Genomic DNA, 14,480 nt, shown 5'->3' on the forward strand with positions numbered 1-14,480 from the left:
TAAGTTTAAAATAGATAGAACAATTTCCTTTTTTTGACGTAAAATTTAATTAAATGATTAAAATTAATAGGTTATATGCGCTTTATTTCTTGCTTGTAGGTAAAAAGGCAAGGGAACAGTAATTTAATAAAGGTAAATAAAATTACGTGTTCAGTATCATAAATCTTAGCTGTTAGTTTTATGCCTTAATAGGATGTATTTAATTTAGATGCTGATTTTAGTGATATAAGCATTGATCTGTTCCGCGGCTTACATTAAGATCCGCCGCGCATAAATATGCGCACATATTTTTAATTTTTATTATTTTTGTTGTAAATCCTGTAGGGGAATAAAATGTCTACAAAACTTGCTAATCCAGCACCATTAGGTCTAATGGGCTTTGGCATGACGACCATTGTCTTGAATATTCATAATGCTGGATTTTTTCCTCTAGACTCGATGATTCTAGCTATGGGTATTTTCTATGGCGGTTTAGGGCAAGTTCTTGTTGGTATGATGTGCTTTAAGCGTGGTGATACCTTCGGCACAACGGCATTTACTTCTTACGGCTTATTTTGGTTGTCATTAGTTGGTTTACTTATGTTGCCAAAACTTGGCTTTGCGGCAAGTCCAGCACCGTTCATGGCATGGTACTTACTACTATGGGGTGTATTTACAGCATTTATGTATGTTGGTTCTTTACGTTACCCACCAGCGAAGCAAGTTGTTTTCGGTTCTCTAACGATTCTATTCTTCTTGCTTGCGGCACGTGATTTTACGGGTAACGAAACGATTGGCTTTATTGCGGGTATCGAAGGTATTTTCTGTGGTTTAAGTGCTATTTATTTTGCAATGGCACAAGTATTAAATGCAGAGTACGGTCGTGTAATTCTACCTGTAGGTGTTGCGCCTAAAGATCGCGAGTTACAACAAGCTAACGCTGTAGCATAACTGGTTACGATTTGAAATTAGCCCTACTTATTGAAGTGGGGCTTTTTATATCTGCTTTTCATGGTGTATAAAAAAACCTCGCATTGACGAGGTTTTTTTATTGAATGATGGTTGCTAATGACATGCTTCTGGTAAATATTCAGTGTGATCTTTACAAGTAAAACAACCATCAGCATCCATATCATTTTCTTTTCTTGCACTGGTTCTAAATTGTGATGGTGTGACATTATATTTACGTTTAAATGCATCACAAAAATAAGCGGCACTACCAAAGCCTGAACGATTACCAATTTGCGATATTGAATAATTAGAAAAAGTTAAAAAATTAAGTGCAAGTCCCATTCGAACATCTAGTAATAACTGGCTAAATGAAACACCTTCTTTTGCTAAATGACGACGCAAGGTTGATTGCGTTGTAAATAGTGCTTTTGCCATATCATCAACACTCCATTTGCGTTGAGGATCTTGGGTGATTAATCGTGCAATTGTGCGCTCTTTAGGCTCGTCATAATTAAAACGATAAACATTGAAAACATCAATACCAGTATTATTCAGTGCTATTAAAATAAAGACTAAGCATTGGCTCAGCAAAGTTTGCTCCATTGTTGATCCACTAATGCTGGGCAATAGTTGATTAAATAATGCGAAATTTTTCTCAACAATTTCTGATGAATCAATGATATAAGTAGGTGAGCAATTTGAAGTTGCTAACGTTGGTTGCCTAAGTGCACTTATATATTTAAATGCTTCAGTAATTGACTCTTCATTGATCATTAATATTTGTAGTTCAATATTTTCTTGATTATTTAATTGATTAATTGAACAAGAAATATGACTAAATTTAGGTATAACTAAGATGCTATTATTTTTTATATCTATAACATGACCATTAATATGAATATTACCGTCTGCATTTGATAACTTCACAATTAAATGATGATCGACATAAAACTCTTTCAGAACAACATGGCTCTGCGAGAGGATACGCTTATATTTCATAGCAATATTGCTTCTCTATAAAGGGAATAAATCCTTCATTACATATCGAACATCAATGATGTAAAGGCGATATACGCATCCATGCTTACACTACATTAATGATAATGAGTATATGTAATTGAGTATAGGACGAAAAGAAACGAAAGAATAGATACAATTAGAGATATAAGAAGTAATGAACAAGAGTGATAGTTATATTGATATAATATGACTATATATCTAAATTTATAGGCGTTATGAGGTGATTAATAATGAATCATGTTGTATATATTTGTGGTTTTTAGATAAATATTTTGAGCGTAAAACAAAAAAACTACCCGAAGATAGTTTTTTAGTTAATTGCGCTAAATGTTCATTTTACATTAGCAAATGACTTTAATCGCCAAGCCACCTTGTGATGTTTCACGATATTTAGCATTCATATCTTTGCCTGTTTCAAGCATCGTTTCAATGACTTTATCAAGTGATACACGTGGTGCTGATGAACGACGAAGCGCCATTCGGGTTGCATTAATTGCTTTTACTGCTGCAATACCGTTACGTTCAATACAAGGTACTTGCACCTGTCCGGCTACTGGGTCACATGTTAAGCCTAGGTTATGCTCCATTGCGATCTCAGCAGCTATACAAACTTGCTCAGGACTTCCGCCCATTAGTTCTGCTAAACCTGCTGCAGCCATTGAACAAGCAACACCGACTTCACCTTGACAACCCACTTCAGCGCCAGAAATAGAAGCATTACGCTTATATAGACCACCAATAGCACCTGATGCTGCAAAATAGCGGATGTATTCTTTTGGTCCAACAGATTGTACGAACTTATCATAATAAGCGAGAACAGCTGGAATAATACCACATGCGCCATTTGTTGGTGCCGTTACTACTCGGCCACCAGCTGCGTTTTCTTCATTAACAGCAAATGCATACATGTTAACCCAATCAACAACTGTCATTGGATCATTATTTAATTTTTCTGTTGTAATCAGTTGTTGATGTAATGCTGCTGCACGACGAGGAACACGTAGTGGTCCAGGAAGAATACCTTCTTCATTCATACCGCGTTCCATACACTCACGCATGGTTTTCCAAATATTAGCAAAGTATGTGCTAATTTCGTCTTCTGCATTCATTGCGCGTTCGTTCGCCATAACGAGCCCACTAACAGAAAGGCCATGTAGATTACATTGTTCTAGCAATTCAGATGCGTAAGAGAATGGGTAAGGAACCTCAACAGTATTTGCTTGTTCTTTACCAAAGTTCTCTTCATCAACAATAAACCCGCCACCAATAGAGTAGTAAGTTTTAGAGAAAACGACCTTGTCATCTTGCCAAGCATGAATTGACATGCCATTTTCATGAAGAGATAGGTTAGTCGTATGGAAGTTCATACCGCCATCGCGTGGGAAATCAACAGTATGGCAGTGCATGCCAACAGGAAGACGTTCAGTTTCTTCTACGCGAGAGATAAACCCAGGAATGCTATCAATATCAACATGTTCAGGTGAATTTCCAGCAAGGCCCATAATGATAGCAATATCAGTGTGATGGCCTTTACCTGTAAGCGATAAAGAACCGTAAACATCAACGGTAATTTTTGTCACGTCACGTAATTGGCCTAACGCACGTAAGTCGTCGATGAACTCTTTACCTGCTTTCATTGGTCCAACAGTGTGTGAACTAGAAGGGCCTACACCAATTTTGAATATATCGAAAATACTGATCATGTTATTACCTCAGTCAAGGGGAAGCTGTTCTTGCCTCCGATGAAGACTGTCATTCGTTGATATCCTCGCTCCTTCCTTGGCGAGCGCACTTAAACTAAAAGAGTAAGGATGATTAAACATCTTTACTCTTAAGTATCGTCTATTTTACGTTATTTGTGCTAGTAAACACCATGAGTACTAGCACATATTTTTGCTTTTATATGATTAATTATTCGCAATCATCACATTTTTAATAGTTATATTAAAATGCGCCATAAATGACAGATGTGATAGCTGCAATACCGCATAAAATGGTAAAGATACGAGCAAAGACAGATGTTTTGTATTTAGCCATTGCAGGTACTGTTTGCATTGCGATAACAGGTAATAAGAATAAGATACCTGCAATCATTGGTGCGCCCATTGTTTCAATCATACCAAGAATACTTGGGTTAATGATTGCAACAATCCAGGTTGTGATCACAATGAAAGCTAGTGAGATTTTTTCAATTCGAGCAATTGGCATCTTAGTACGAGATTTAGTTAAGCCAACAAGACCTTCGTGGGCACCTAAGAAGTGACCGAAGTAGCTTGATGTAATTGCAGCAAATGCAACTAGTGGACCTAAGTAAGAAATTGCTGGTGAATCTTTTACGTTAGCTAGGTATGACAGTACTGAAATGTTTTGCTCTTGTGCCATGTTTAGTTGTTCTGGTGTCATTGAAAGTACAACAGAGAATACAAAGAACATAACAAAGCTCATTAGCATCATTGCAGCGCCACCAGTGATCATGTCAGTTTTCTTAACTGCTTCATCACCGTAAATACGACGTTGTTCTTTAGCAAATTGGCTGATAATTGGGCTGTGGTTAAATGAGAACACGATAATTGGAATAGCAAGCCAGATGATTGTTGGCATTGCAGACCAATCTACTTCTGTTTGTACCATTGACATGTTCCAATCAGGAATTAGGTACACAGAAAGAATCAAAAGAATAACAACTAATGGGTAAACCATGGCTGATGTTGCTTTCAACATCAGTTCTTTACCAAAGACTACACCTGCAGTCATCAGTGAAATTAAAACACCAGATAGTAGCCAGCGAGGTGCTGATTCCATACCTAGTTGGTTAACCATGAATGAATCAACAGTGTTTGTAATACCAACGCCGTAAATTAATACGATAGGGTAGATAGCAAAGAAGTAAGCGAAAGTAATTAAGTTAGCACCAGTTTTTCCGTAATGCTCTTCTACAGTGTCAGTAATATCAGCATGTGGGTTTTTTGATGATAATACAAAACGTGCTAAGCCTTTATGTGCAAACCATGTCATTGGTGCTGCAATAAGTGCCAAAATAACAAGAGGCCAGAAACCGCCCGCACCTGCTTTTATTGGTAAAAATAGAACGCCGGCACCTACTGCAGTACCAAATAGAGAAAGAGCCCATGTGAAATCTTTATAGGTCCATTTGGCTTTTGTCGCACCTGTTGCTGACGCTGACGATGTATTTTGCATACTATGATATCCAATAAAAAGGGAACGGAACGGAATATAGGAACGAGCGCATTGTCGCTATTTGTCAGGGGAAAACAAGGATAAAGATCCCGTTCTGTAATACGAAGTTTTTGTGATACAAATAAATTAGACGTACGTCACAAAAATGGGCTTGTAAGATGAAAATAAAACGTCTAATTGGTTATTTTTTATCTTCCCAAATTTGGTTAGATAACAGCTTAATTATCTGAGCTGTTGCGCCCCAGATGGAATAATTATGATAAGGGATGGCGTAAACTTGGTGGGATTCACCTCGAAGGCGAAACTGATGAGAGTGGATATTATTGGGGTTAAGCAGATAATTGAGCGGTACTTCAAAAATAGTATCAACCTCTCCCGGATCGGGTTTGGCTGCATAATTACTGCTAATTGTTGATATGAATGGTGTCACCATATAACCACTGATTGTTGCTAGTGGGGGTAATTGACCTATAACGTTATTACGTTGGCAAATAATACCGGTTTCTTCAAAGGTTTCACGTAATGCCGTGGTTATTAAATCATTATCAGAAGCTTCAAAACGTCCTCCAGGAAATGCAATTTGTCCTGGATGATGTTTTAAATGTTCAGCGCGACGAGTTAATACGACATTGAAACCTTGTTTTCTAGGAACTAATGGGATCAGAACAGCAGCGGGTTTGAAATATGTGTCATCAGTAAAGTGATGACTTATTCTACGCTTATGGCTGGCGTCATACTGTTGACTTGGTGCCATAAGAAACCGCGTTAAAATCTGCTGTTGTTCACCCATTAAAGCCTCCATTACACTGCTATCGCTATATTTAGCGTTATTATAAGGTTGGCAGAATTTTACTTAATTTGTCGAGAGTTTCTTGATATTCACTCTCAGCATCACTGTCCGCAATGATTCCACCGCCTGCCCATGCATATAAATTGTGTTGATAAGCAACTAATGTTCGAATCGTAATATTGGTGTCCATGGTGCCGCAACGGCTGATATAGCCAATGCTGCCACAATAAATACTGCGTCGATGAGGTTCTAGTTCTTCAATGATTTCCATTGCTCTTACTTTTGGTGCGCCAGTTATTGAGCCACCAGGGAAACAAGCCCGTAATAAATCTGTTGCTGAGTAATGACTGGATAATTGACCCGTTACGGTACTCACTAAGTGATGCACTGCGGGAAAGCTTTCAATGGCAAATAAAGCGGGTACACGAACACTGCCAGGTATTGCAACACGACCAATATCATTGCGCAGTAAATCCACGATCATTACGTTTTCTGCACGATCCTTCGGTGCTTGCTGGAGTGCTTGTGCGTTAGCATTATCTTCGATGGCATCTTTACTTCGTGGACGAGTGCCTTTAATCGGTTTTGTTTCAATATTACCTTGCTTTAATTGTAAAAAGCGTTCGGGTGATACAGAAAGAATGGCACAGTTATCCGTGCGAATAAAACTAGAAAAAGGCGCACCATTTGCGGTATCTAAGCGGCAATAAGCTTGCCATTCATCACCTTGATAGTTGGCTTTAAATCGTTGTGCCAGATTAATTTGATAGCAATCTCCAGATAATAGATATGATTGTATCGTGTTAAATTTGTTGCAGTAATCCTCTTTAGTCATATTTGATGACCAAGAAGATGTTAATTTAAATGTTTTATTCTGGTTGTTGGATTGTAGTGCTTGTGAGTGTTGTTGGGTTAACCATGCTAAACGGTGGCTATTTTTTGGTTCGATAAGTGATGTTTGTTGTAATTGATGATCAACAATGAGAGCCCAATCATAAATACCAACGGCCATTTCTGGTAAGTGAAGATCATGGCTCGCTGTTGTCGCAATTTTTTCTACTCGACGGCCTAAATCATAGCTGAAGTATCCCAATGCACCACCAAGGAATGGTAAGCCTAATAATGTGCTAAGTGACGGTAATAGCTCACTTTGTAGCACGTCAATTACTGAAAAAGGATCGTCAGTTGTGTTACGTTGGTCACCATTTGAAAATTTAATATAAGTGGTGTCAGATTGTGATTCAATTGTGGCTAAAGGATCAGCAACTAAAATATCGTAACGATTATCTGGATGCGTTTCTGCTGCCGAACGTAATATCATTGCCCATGGTAATCCCGATAATGGTGTAAACCATGAAAGTGCGGCATCTTTTGAGTAAGGCAATGAGGTAATACTTAATTCTGGGTGTGATTTACAAATCATTTTCTTTTTTGTGACAAGGGTTTGATTGGCGCATAGCGCAATGTTATGGGCAAGAGTATCATATTCGGCGAAAGACGCCCAAGATTGAACAGCATTATTTTGCCGATCAATACCCTACAATTTGGAAGATTCAAATAGGGCGCCATGGAATGATAATACTTAACGAGGGTAATTATGACCATCATCCGTAAACAAGATGTAATCAGTAGCGTGGCTGATGCTTTACAATATATTTCTTACTACCATCCTTTAGATTTTATTCAAGCATTAGAAAAAGCCTACAATAAAGAGCAAAGCCAAGCAGCAAAAGATGCTATTGCCCAAATTTTAATTAATTCTCGTATGTCAGCCGAAGGGCGACGACCTATTTGTCAAGATACAGGTATTGTTACCTGTTTTGTCAAAATTGGTATGAATGTACAGTGGGAGAGCGATTTAACTGTACAACAAATGATTGATGAAGGGGTTCGTCAAGCTTATACCAATGCGGATAACCCATTGCGAGCATCTGTAGTTACCGATCCTGCGGGAGCGCGTAAAAATACCCATGATAATGCGCCTGCGGTAGTGCATGTTGAAATGGTTGCTGGGAATAAAGTTGATATTCAAATTGCGGCTAAAGGCGGCGGTTCTGAAAACAAAACCAAAATGGTGATGCTTAATCCTTCTGATGATGTTGCTGAGTGGGTAGAAAAAACAGTACCACTTATGGGGGCGGGTTGGTGTCCTCCAGGTATGCTAGGTATTGGTATTGGTGGTACAGCAGAAAAGGCCGCTCTACTTGCTAAAGAATCATTGATGGAAGCGGTTGATATCCATGAGCTACAAGAACGTGGTGCAAAAACAACAGAAGAAGCATTACGGTTAGATATTTATGATCGTGTCAATCGTTTGGGTATTGGTGCCCAAGGCTTAGGCGGTTTAACCACGGTACTTGATGTTAAGATTAAAAGTGCACCAACGCATGCGGCATCTAAGCCGGTATGTATGATCCCTAACTGTGCCGCTACCCGTCATGTGCATTTTACTCTTGACGGTACAGGCCCCGCAGAATTGACACCACCAAAGCTTAGTGATTGGCCACAAGTAACATGGGATGTCGGCGACAATGTTCGTCGTGTTAACCTTGATAATGTGACGAAAGCTGATGTACAAGAATGGCGTTCAGGTGAAACAGTATTACTATCAGGTAAGATTTTAACAGGTCGAGATGCTGCCCATAAGCGTATTCAAGAAATGCTCGCTAATGGTGAAGGTTTGCCTGAAGGCGTTGATTTTACTAATCGCTTTATTTATTACGTTGGACCTGTTGATGCTGTACGTGATGAAGTTGTTGGGCCAGCAGGACCAACAACATCGACTCGCATGGATAAATTTACTGAAATGATGCTGGGTGAAGCTGGCCTTACGGGCATGATTGGTAAAGCTGAGCGTGGACCGGCAACGATTGAGTCGATAAAACAACATAAAGCCGTATATTTAATGGCGGTCGGTGGTGCGGCATACCTTGTTGCAAAAGCAATTAAAAAAGCACGAGTAGTGGCTTTTGCTGATTTAGGCATGGAAGCGATTTATGAATTTGAAGTAGAAGATATGCCAGTAACGGTGGCTGTCGATGCTGAAGGTGTTAATGCTCACCAAACAGGCCCTGACACATGGCGTGTGAACATAGCTGAAATGGCAAAATAAGCCATTTAGGTATAGTTGAATAAAAGGAGCCTTGTGCTCCTTTTTTATTGTCTTTTTTATATCGGCAAGGATTGTGATATTGGCTCTATTCTAATCAATTAAAAGAGCTTTTTAGGTTATCCACTTCTATTATTCATAGATATATTTCATTCGTACAATATTTTAACAATAGTAAATATTCAGTATGAAACATCATGGAGAGTAGTATGAGATATCGCTCTTTTGCGGCATTATTTATATGTTTAGCATTAAGTGGGTGCAAGGATGATCAAGCTGTTATTGCTGAGCCTGAATCTCGCCCTGTAAAATTACAATCCGTTTCAGTTGGTAATAATGAATCACAACGTGCATTTCCTGCCATTGTTGAAGCTGGAAATAAAGCGGTTTTAGCCTTTCGAGTTACAGGTCAACTTGCGAGTGTTGATGTCCATCCTGGTCAATTTGTAACGAAAGGGCAGACACTGGCCACATTAAATATTGATGAATTATCACTGTTGGTAAAACAATCCCAAGCGCAATATGATTTAGCCAATGTACAATTTAAGCGTGATAAAAAATTACGTGAAAAAAAAGTGGTATCAGAACTTGATTATGATACTGCGAAAGCGAATCTTAAGCAGGCTAAAGCCGCATTAGATAAAGAAAAATCAAATTTAAGTTATGCTAAGTTAATTGCACCTTATGATGGGCATATTTCTTTGTCTATGGTTGAAAACTATGAATATATTGGTGCTAAACAACCAGTAATGCATATTCAAAGTGCCAAATTAATCAATATGACATTTCAGCTTCCTGATTACCTCTTAGCGCGTTTTCAAGGACATGCTGAAAATATTAATCCTACCGTTGCGTTTGATACTTTAGCCAATCAAACTTTTCCTGCCCAATTTAAAGAAATTGATACTGAGCCTGACAGCAAAACATCCAGTTATAAAGTGACACTCTCAATGGCACGTCCTGATGGTAGTAATATTATGCCGGGAATGTCAGGCAGCGTGACAATTGTGCTGCCACAAGGTAATGCGGGAGCAATACCAGTTAGAGCCATCATGGTTGACGGTAATAAAAGCTATGTGTGGCGTGTTGATGATAAGCAGCAAGTTGTAAGAACCGAAGTGACATTAGACAGTAATAACCGTGTTATTGCAGGGCTGAATGATGGTGATGTTATAGCAACATCGGGTGTTTCTGAATTGCAATCAGGTAAAAAGGTCCGCTCATGGATCAAGGAGCGAGGACTATGATTAAACGTTATAGTTTATTGGCACTGTCAATCAGTACTGCGTTGTTACTTTTCGGGTGTGATAAACCGAGTGTTGAGCCGCGTGACGAGCAGCCGTTGGTAAAAGTACAACAGGTTAAATCAGGGAAACAATCACCTAAATTAACGTTTCCTGCAGTGGCATCTGCCGCAGATAAATCTGTTTTATCATTTCGTATTGCAGGAGAAGTGACACAAATATTAGTGCGCTCAGGAGATAGAGTTAAACAAGGCCAAGTGTTAGCTCGATTAGATCCCAGCGATTTTAAATTAGAAGTTGATGATGCTCAGGCCAAATACAATGTGATAAATAGCCAATATCGTCGCTCAGCCATATTATTAAAAAATGGTTATTTACCTCAATCTCAATTTGATGAGTTAAAAGCCAAGCGAAGTATTGCGAAAGCCAATCTTGATTTAGCCCAATTAAAATTAAGTTTTACGGTGCTTAAAGCCCCTTTTAGTGGTGTGATTTCCATTGTACCTGTTGAGCAATTTGAAAATATCAAAGTTGGTCAGCAAATGATGAATATTCATAGTACTGATTCTGTCGATATCGAGATCCAAGCGCCCGATATGATTTATTCCAAGCAAAGTATATTGGAGATTGATAAAGGGCAACGCACGACTGCGAAAGCGATTTTACCTAATGGTGAAAAATATGCGGTGACATTAAAAGAGTTTACGACCGAACCTGATCCCACATCCGGTTCATTTCTGGTGACTTTAACCATGCCAATGCCTAAAGATCAGTTCATTTTAGACGGTATGTCGATTGAAGTTGAAGCCGATGCGCAGAAGTTACAAGTTTATACGGTAGGGCAACAAATAGTGCCACTAGAAGCCTTATTTAATTTGGATGGCGATGATCTTGCTTCATTAAATAAATATGTATGGGTGCTCTCCGCGGATAATACGGTGTCAAAACGTCAAATTGTGACGGATAAGGTTGTACCTGAAGGTGTGCGGTTAAAATCCGGCGTTAAAGAAGGGGAAATAGTCGTTGTTACAGGCGTTAACCGCTTAAGAGATGGACAGAAAGTGGTGGTATTTACTCAGGAGGAGGCACAGTAATGAAACAAGATATCGCGACGTATTTTATTAAAAACAAAGTGATTAGCTGGATGCTTACACTGATATTTTTAGTTGGTGGCACTGTGTCTTTCTTTGGTCTTGGACAGTTAGAAGATCCGGCTTTTACGATTAAAGATGCCATGGTTGTTACTGCTTATCCTGGGGCTACACCGCAACAAGTAGAAGAAGAAGTGACTTATCCGATAGAGAAAGCAATTCAACAACTGACTTATGTTGATGAAGTTAATTCACTGTCTAGCCGAGGGCTCTCTCAAATTACAGTCACCATGAAAAATAATTATGGACCTGATGATTTACCGCAAATTTGGGATGAGTTACGACGTAAAGTGAATGATATTTCATCAAACTTGCCGCCGGGTGTTGCAAAGCCAAAAGTGATTGATGATTTTGGTGATGTATTCGGCGTTTTATTGGCGATCACAGGTGAGGGTTATAGTTATAAAGAGCTAAGTGATTACGTTGATTATTTACGCCGTGAAATTGAGCTAGTGAGTGGTGTTGGTAAGGTTTCTGTTACTGGTAATCAGCAAGAGCAAGTGTTTATTGAAATATCGATGCAACGCTTAAGCAGTTTAGGTATTTCACTGGATACGATTTATAACATTTTAGCGACCCAAAACTTAGTTACAAGTGCGGGAGCTGTGCGTATTGGTGATGAATATGTTCGGGTTCATCCGACGGGTGAGTTTAAGAATGTTGATGAGTTGGGTGATTTAATCATTACCGATAAAGGCGCAAATGGATTAATTTATTTGCGTGATGTTGCTGATATTAAGAAAGGTTTTAAAGAGATCCCAGATAATTTAGTCAGCTTTAATGGTCATCAAGCGCTTAATATGGGGGTGTCATTTGTCGAAGGCGTCAATGTTGTTGAAGTAGGTCAACGCGTGATGCAGCGATTGGCAGAGCTCAAAGAACAACAACCCGTTGGTATTGATATCGATGAGGTATATAGCCAGCCGACAGAAGTTGATAAATCAGTCAGTGGTTTCGTGGTTAGCTTAGGCCAAGCGGTTGCGATTGTTATTATTGTACTGCTGTTTTTTATGGGGTTGCGTTCAGGACTGTTAATTGGCCTTATCTTGCTATTAACCGTACTTGGTACCTTTGTGTTTATGAAGTGGATGGCAATAGATCTCCAACGTATATCATTAGGTGCATTGGTTATTGCACTGGGTATGCTGGTGGATAACGCCATTGTGGTGGTCGAAGGGATTCTGATCGGGATGCAAAAGGGGCGAACACGTGCGCAAGCTGCCTCAGACATTGTCACTCAAACTAAGTGGCCGTTACTGGGCGCAACCGTGATTGCGGTCATGGCTTTTGCGCCTATTGGTTTGTCGCAAGATTCAACCGGTGAATATTGCCGAACTTTATTTACCGTGTTGCTTATTTCACTGATGTTAAGTTGGTTTACTGCTATTTCATTAACGCCTTTTTTTGCTGATATTTTCTTTAAAAATGTCAACGTTGAACAAGGTGAAAATCAAAAAGATCCCTATAGTGGTATTTTCTTTGTGGTATACCGAAAGTCACTAGAGTTTTGTATGCGCCGTGCATGGCTAACGATATTGACATTGATTCTAATGCTTGGTGGCAGCTTATACGGCTTTACGTTGTTGAAACAATCATTCTTTCCTGCTTCAACAACACCTATGTTTATGGTCGATGTGTGGTTACCTGAAGGGACAGATATTCGTGCCACTAATACTACCTTGAAATCGTTAGAAAAAGTGGTGAATGCAGAAGACGGCGTTGATTACGTTAGTTCGAGTGCGGGTAAAGGCTCACAGCGGTTTATGCTGACCTATGCACCTGAGAAAAGCTATGCGTCTTACGGTGAATTGATTGTTCGAGTTAAGAGTTTTGAAGATGTGATCCCTGTTATGCGTAAATTTAGTCAATCGATGAATAAGGATCATCCAGAGGTTGAATACAAACTCAAACAGGTGATGTTAGGTCCGTCATCGGGTTCTAAAATTGAAGCACGTATTGTCGGTTCTGACCCGACGATCCTTCGAGGCATTGCGTCACAAGTGGTTGATGTTATGAATGCTGATCCTGGTGCCTTTAACATTCGTCATGACTGGCGAGAGCGTACTAAAGTTATAGAACCCGTGTTTAATGAAAGCCAAGCAAGACGTTACGGCATTACCAAAAAAGAGGTTGATGAACTGCTACAAATGGCGTTTTCAGGGATTAACATTGGATTGTACCGTGAAGGAACAAACTTGATGCCAATAGTCGCCCGATTACCAGAAGAAGAACGGGTTGATATTAGTACCATTGAAGGCATGAAGATTTGGAGCCCAGCCATTCAAGGTTATATTCCATTACAACAAGTGGTATTAGGCGTTAATGTGCGCTGGGAAGATCCATTAGTGGTGCGTAAAAACCGAAAACGTATGCTAACCATTATGGCGGATCCTGATCCTTTAGGTGATGAAACGGCGGCATCAGTTCAAGCGCGTCTTTTACCTATTATTGAAACCATTGATTTGCCTGCAGGTTATAGCTTGGAGTGGGGCGGTGAGTATGAATCATCCGCAGACGCGAAAGCATCACTATTCCAAACCATGCCAATGGGCTATTTAGCCATGTTCTTAATAACAATTTTCTTATTTAAAAAAGTTAAAGAAGCACTGATTGTGTGGGCAACGGTACCACTGGCGATTATTGGGGTAACGATAGGGTTACTGTTACTGAATACGCCTTTTGGTTTTATGGCACTACTTGGATTTTTGAGTCTATCGGGGATGCTGGTGAAAAACGGTATCGTATTGTTAGATCAAATTGAAATTGAGATAGCCAGCGGCAAAGAGAAATATCTTGCGGTGGTTGATGCAGCCGTCAGTCGTGTACGTCCGGTGTGTATGGCAGCGATAACCACTGTTTTAGGTATGTTACCTTTGCTGCCCGATGTTTTCTTTAAGCCGATGGCGGTTACGATTATGTTTGGGTTGAGCTTTGCTACGGTGCTGACATTGATTGTGGTGCCCGTGCTATATCGCTTATTTCATAAATTGAAAATACCAGCAGATCAAACAGCACAATAGACGATAGTGTAAAGTAAA

The 14,480-nt window shown here is 39.5% G+C and carries 10 protein-coding genes; 5 read left to right on the forward strand and 5 right to left on the reverse strand.

Annotated elements, in window-relative coordinates; all coding sequences use genetic code 11:
• Positions 1-333: 333 nt before the first annotated feature.
• Positions 334-930, forward strand: a complete 597-nt coding sequence (locus GLP24_RS06775; protein ID WP_101767028.1) for an acetate uptake transporter — start codon at positions 334-336, stop codon at positions 928-930.
• Positions 931-1,044: 114 nt separating this feature from the next.
• Here GLP24_RS06775 and GLP24_RS06780 read toward each other — a convergent pair whose 3' ends face one another.
• The 5 genes from GLP24_RS06780 to pabB all read right to left on the reverse strand — a co-directional run bounded on the left by GLP24_RS06780 (position 1,045) and on the right by pabB (position 7,361).
• A complete protein-coding gene (locus GLP24_RS06780; RefSeq protein WP_232615754.1) occupies positions 1,045-1,929 on the reverse strand; it encodes a helix-turn-helix transcriptional regulator in 885 nt (294 codons plus the stop codon).
• Between the two features lie 362 nt (positions 1,930-2,291).
• The gene (locus GLP24_RS06785) at positions 2,292-3,653 is read right to left on the reverse strand and encodes an L-serine ammonia-lyase (protein ID WP_232615755.1); all 1,362 of its coding nucleotides are present in this window, start codon (positions 3,651-3,653) and stop codon (positions 2,292-2,294) included.
• 241 nt (positions 3,654-3,894) lie between these two features.
• Positions 3,895-5,148, reverse strand: coding sequence for an aromatic amino acid transport family protein (locus GLP24_RS06790; RefSeq protein ID WP_221942589.1), 1,254 nt, complete (start codon positions 5,146-5,148; stop codon positions 3,895-3,897).
• Positions 5,149-5,329: 181 nt separating this feature from the next.
• Positions 5,330-5,938 carry a CoA pyrophosphatase gene (locus tag GLP24_RS06795; protein WP_101767024.1) on the reverse strand — a complete coding sequence of 203 codons (609 nt, stop codon included), beginning with the start codon at positions 5,936-5,938 and terminating at the stop codon, positions 5,330-5,332.
• Between the two features lie 40 nt (positions 5,939-5,978).
• On the reverse strand, positions 5,979-7,361 hold the full coding sequence (gene pabB, locus GLP24_RS06800) for an aminodeoxychorismate synthase component 1 (RefSeq protein ID WP_232615756.1): 1,383 nt from the start codon (positions 7,359-7,361) through the stop codon (positions 5,979-5,981).
• A gap of 174 nt (positions 7,362-7,535) precedes the next feature.
• Between pabB and GLP24_RS06805 the strand changes: the two genes are divergently transcribed.
• The 4 genes from GLP24_RS06805 (at position 7,536) to GLP24_RS06820 (ending at position 14,462) form a co-directional block, all read left to right on the forward strand.
• Positions 7,536-9,050: a fumarate hydratase gene (locus GLP24_RS06805; RefSeq protein WP_152652826.1), complete on the forward strand. Its 1,515-nt coding sequence runs from the start codon at positions 7,536-7,538 to the stop codon at positions 9,048-9,050.
• Between the two features lie 206 nt (positions 9,051-9,256).
• Positions 9,257-10,294: an efflux RND transporter periplasmic adaptor subunit gene (locus tag GLP24_RS06810; protein ID WP_232615757.1), complete on the forward strand. Its 1,038-nt coding sequence runs from the start codon at positions 9,257-9,259 to the stop codon at positions 10,292-10,294.
• Positions 10,291-11,385 carry an efflux RND transporter periplasmic adaptor subunit gene (locus GLP24_RS06815; protein ID WP_232615758.1) on the forward strand — a complete coding sequence of 365 codons (1,095 nt, stop codon included), beginning with the start codon at positions 10,291-10,293 and terminating at the stop codon, positions 11,383-11,385. Before GLP24_RS06810 ends, GLP24_RS06815 begins: the two co-directional genes overlap by 4 nt.
• Complete coding sequence (locus tag GLP24_RS06820; RefSeq protein WP_232615759.1) at positions 11,385-14,462, forward strand: efflux RND transporter permease subunit; 3,078 nt, start codon at positions 11,385-11,387, stop codon at positions 14,460-14,462. The genes GLP24_RS06815 and GLP24_RS06820 overlap by 1 nt, the downstream gene beginning before the upstream one ends.
• The last annotated feature ends 18 nt before the right edge of the window (positions 14,463-14,480 follow it).

The organism is Photobacterium carnosum (assembly GCF_021236965.1).
Classification (GTDB): domain Bacteria; phylum Pseudomonadota; class Gammaproteobacteria; order Enterobacterales; family Vibrionaceae; genus Photobacterium; species Photobacterium carnosum.

Coding starts and splice junctions, on each gene's coding strand:
- GLP24_RS06775 (WP_101767028.1), top strand. CDS start 334: ATGTCTACAAAACTTGCTAATCCAGCACCATTAGGTCTAATGGGCTTT.
- GLP24_RS06780 (WP_232615754.1), bottom strand. CDS start 1,929: ATGAAATATAAGCGTATCCTCTCGCAGAGCCATGTTGTTCTGAAAGAG.
- GLP24_RS06785 (WP_232615755.1), bottom strand. CDS start 3,653: ATGATCAGTATTTTCGATATATTCAAAATTGGTGTAGGCCCTTCTAGT.
- GLP24_RS06790 (WP_221942589.1), bottom strand. CDS start 5,148: ATGCAAAATACATCGTCAGCGTCAGCAACAGGTGCGACAAAAGCCAAA.
- GLP24_RS06795 (WP_101767024.1), bottom strand. CDS start 5,938: ATGGGTGAACAACAGCAGATTTTAACGCGGTTTCTTATGGCACCAAGT.
- pabB (WP_232615756.1), bottom strand. CDS start 7,361: ATGATTTGTAAATCACACCCAGAATTAAGTATTACCTCATTGCCTTAC.
- GLP24_RS06805 (WP_152652826.1), top strand. CDS start 7,536: ATGACCATCATCCGTAAACAAGATGTAATCAGTAGCGTGGCTGATGCT.
- GLP24_RS06810 (WP_232615757.1), top strand. CDS start 9,257: ATGAGATATCGCTCTTTTGCGGCATTATTTATATGTTTAGCATTAAGT.
- GLP24_RS06815 (WP_232615758.1), top strand. CDS start 10,291: ATGATTAAACGTTATAGTTTATTGGCACTGTCAATCAGTACTGCGTTG.
- GLP24_RS06820 (WP_232615759.1), top strand. CDS start 11,385: ATGAAACAAGATATCGCGACGTATTTTATTAAAAACAAAGTGATTAGC.